The following is a 3,574-nucleotide window of genomic DNA, read 5'->3' as shown; positions in this document are numbered from 1 at the left end:
TGGAGGAGTTTTCTTGTTGTTGCCTGTAAATACCGACTAAGGCATCCGATTTTTCGAACATGGTGTTCTTCAAAGAGATGACGATAAACTGCAGGTCTGGGTTACCATGCTTTCGGATGTATACTGCGATTCTTTCGACGTTGGTGATATCCAGGGCTGCATCTACTTCGTCCAGAACAAAGAATGGACTTGGCTGGTAGGAATTGATAGCAAAAAGAAGTGCTAGAGCAGCGACCGTCTTTTCCCCACCTGATAGATATTCCATATCTTTGAATCTCTTCAGAGGCGGAGTGGCATGGTATTTGGTACCGGAATTGAACGGTTCATCTTCGTCTTCTAGTGTTAGCGAAGCGTTACCACCCGCTAGTTCGACTGAAGAGTTAGGATTCTTGGTTAACTCTCTATATATAGGATCAAGATGTTCGCTGACATGGTCAAATGCCTTCTCGAATAGCTCCTTTCTCTTCTTTTTGATCTTTAAGAATTGTGTCAATACTTTCCTTTCTTCCGTCTTCAAGGACGCTGTCTCATTATCAACCACATCAAACCTCTCTTGTGCTTCGTCGAATCTCTCAACTGCCCTAGCGTTTGGTTGTAGATCCAACAATGTCTCTTCAACATTCTTGATATCCTTTTCTAGACCTTCTCTGATGGTAGCTGCACCACTCTCTTTGTATTTGGCAGGTAATTGACCGTAATCTAAAGTAATTTCGTTAGAAATCAAGATAGAATCACTATCTATCTTATCTATTGGTAGATTATCCAACCCAATATTCGAGTTGACTGGGACATCGATGTTGGAGATTTTACAATTCTTGAAAATGCCTATTTTTTCTAAATTAGTCTTTTCAATATCTTCTTTGATTGCCAATCTTTCCTTCATGGCAACTTCTAAGTTGCTATTTTGTTCGTTCAAAGTATCCTCAGTGGAGCTAACATCCTTCTGTTTAGCATCAAGAACCTTTTGTAATTCACCTATTTGTTCCGTTAACTCAGAAATGTCTTCATCGATCTTTTCATTTTGAACTTGAATTTCGTATTCTTCTTCCTGCAAGGATTCTAGTGAAATCTTAGCCTTCTTAAGGTCACTGTTTGCTCTTTCCTGTCTTTTTTCAGTAGTGGCTAATCTTTCAGTTTCAAATTGTAATTTGTTATCAACATTTAGTATTTGCTTTTGTAACTGTTGCAATTCTTTAGCCTGTTTTCTCAAAATGTCACCGGAATGACTCTCATATTCGTTGATGGTAAAACCTAATCTCGCAGTAAAATCACTGAACACATTAGTTTGTAGAGATTCTTTTTCTGAAACTACATTTGCAATTGATTTCTCGATATCTTGAAATTTTCCATCTAATCCAGTTAACTTAGGCTCAAATTCTTTATCAATAATATCAGTATGATATTGAATTTCAACTTTATTTTCTTCTAAAGATCTGTTGACTTGGGTCAACTGAGTTCTCAAGGAAGAAATATTCGCATTTAACAATGAGATGGTGCTTTCAAGATCTCTAGCTTTGATGGTAAACATCTTACTATTTATAGACAACTCATCAACTTGGCTTAATAGTTTATCTTTTAATATCATTAAACTTTGATACTCTTCTTTATCCCATCTGTTACCTGAGTCTTTAGTAATACCACCAGTCATTAAACCAGCTTTGTGAATCAAAGCACCTTGGATTGTCACCAATTTAGCTCTGATGTTATGTTTCCATTTAAGATTTTTGGCAACATCCATTGTACTACAAATTATGGAGTTTGAGCAGACATATTGCATAGCTCTTTCATATTCTGGATCATAATCTATAGCATTGATAGCTAGTACACAGCGCTCATCATTAAGATATGGAAGTGTCGGAGTTTCAACATCAATAGTATCCAAAGGAATAAAAGATGCTACACCAGCACGTTGTTTCTTTAGAAATACAACACATTCTTGTGCAACAGATATACTATCCACCACAACAGAGTCAAAGTTTTTACCTAGTATTGTGGAAATAGCCAACGCATACTTCTCTTTTTTTGGATGACATAAATCACTGATAAGACCCCTTACACCAGGGAAGAGTCTTTTTAGCATAGCAACATTTTCTCTTAGTTTCTTTTCTCTGGCACTCTCTCTTTGGCTTGCACTCAAATCATCTAGCTTTACTAAACTTTCTCTCAGTTTATAATTCAGATCGTATTCTCTACTGCTTGTAGATTCAATCTCAGCTTGTACTTGTTTTAACTCATTGACCTTTTCAGAATGAATAGCATTCTTTTCATTCAATGATGAAGTTAACTCAGAAATGTGAAGCTCCAACTTTTCTCCTGTAATCTCTAATTCATCAGTAATTCTCGATTTGGAAACTTCCACTCGTCTTTTGAAAATATCAACTTCATGAGTAATATCTTGTTTGGTATTATTTAGTAGCGATATCTTTGTTTCTAAGTCAAAACCACCGCTGTTTAGATATTTATCATTTAAGCTTTCATATAATTTTAGATCATCGTCACTTAAACGGTATTTATCAAAGCTTTTTGCCGCTTCTTTGATATCATCTTCGAATGCCTTTTTAGACTTGGTAACAACTTTCAATTGAGTTTCATATCTTTCTACATATGCTTTCTGCCTCTCTATGTCTCTGTTAGCAGCTTCTATTCTCTTCTCAATGTTAGAAATACGTTTAGCAGCAGAAGTTTGAGACAGCTTCACAGGAATTACTTGGCTATTGATCTTTTCTTTATCTTTATTTCTGTATTCTAATTTATTCTTTTTCTTAGTAATAAATGAGTTATCCTTTACAACCGAACTTTTAGCTCTCTGCAAATTATTTTCTTCATTCAATACCTTATCTTTTAGGAGTATTACAGTAGATTTAGATTCTTTTAGCTTATTTGTTAAAATGGATTTCTCTTCTTCCAGGTGGTATAATTGCCATAATGCCTGATTGATCTGTAATCTCTTCCTCTTCTCTAATTGGTTTTTGTATTTTTCATCTTTGCTAATACCGTCTTTATAGATCTTCATCTCACCGTGAATTCTTCGTCTACTCTTGATAGCTTCCGCAGTGAACTGGTTCAATTTCTCAACTTTCTCTCTCAGGTCATCATACTCTTTCTTGTATTGGATGGAGCCTGAGACTTCTTCAAACAATTTAGTTAAGTCAGCTGGAGATTGTGATGCGATTTGTTCAACATCACCTTGGAACACTAGAAAATTCTTGGCTTTGATCAAGATGTTTTCCTTTTCCAAAAAAGCTGCGTACTGTTTGAAACTCACAGTTTTCTTATTAATCCTGTAAGTAGAATCACCAGATTGCGAGATAGACCTCATAAACTCAACGATAGTATCATCTTTTTGATAGAAAGTCTTGACATAACCAGATGTCGGGTTACTCCCCTCATCGATCTCACTATCATTATCGCCACCATTCACAAAACCTCTATATATCAGATCTTTCAAAGCATTAGATCTCAAATAACTGCTTTGAACACCTAGCACAAAAGATATAGCATCCATCATGTTCGATTTACCAGACCCATTGGGACCTATAATACTGGTAAAATTGGATTCACCAAATCCCACGTT

The 3,574-nt window shown here is 35.7% G+C and carries 1 protein-coding gene; it reads right to left on the bottom strand.

The genetic code is table 11. From position 1 onward, the window contains the following. Positions 1 to 3,505: chromosome segregation SMC family protein (locus tag Q0W06_RS19415; protein ID WP_297639781.1), on the bottom strand; the 3,505-nt coding region annotated here is incomplete at its 3' end. Positions 3,506 to 3,574: the final 69 nt, after the last annotated feature.

The sequence above is a fragment of the uncultured Clostridium sp. genome (assembly GCF_947072515.1).
Classification (GTDB): domain Bacteria; phylum Bacillota; class Clostridia; order Clostridiales; family Clostridiaceae; genus Clostridium.
The sequence above is the reverse complement of the archived record's forward strand: the minus strand, read 5'-3'. Positions and strand labels throughout refer to the sequence as shown.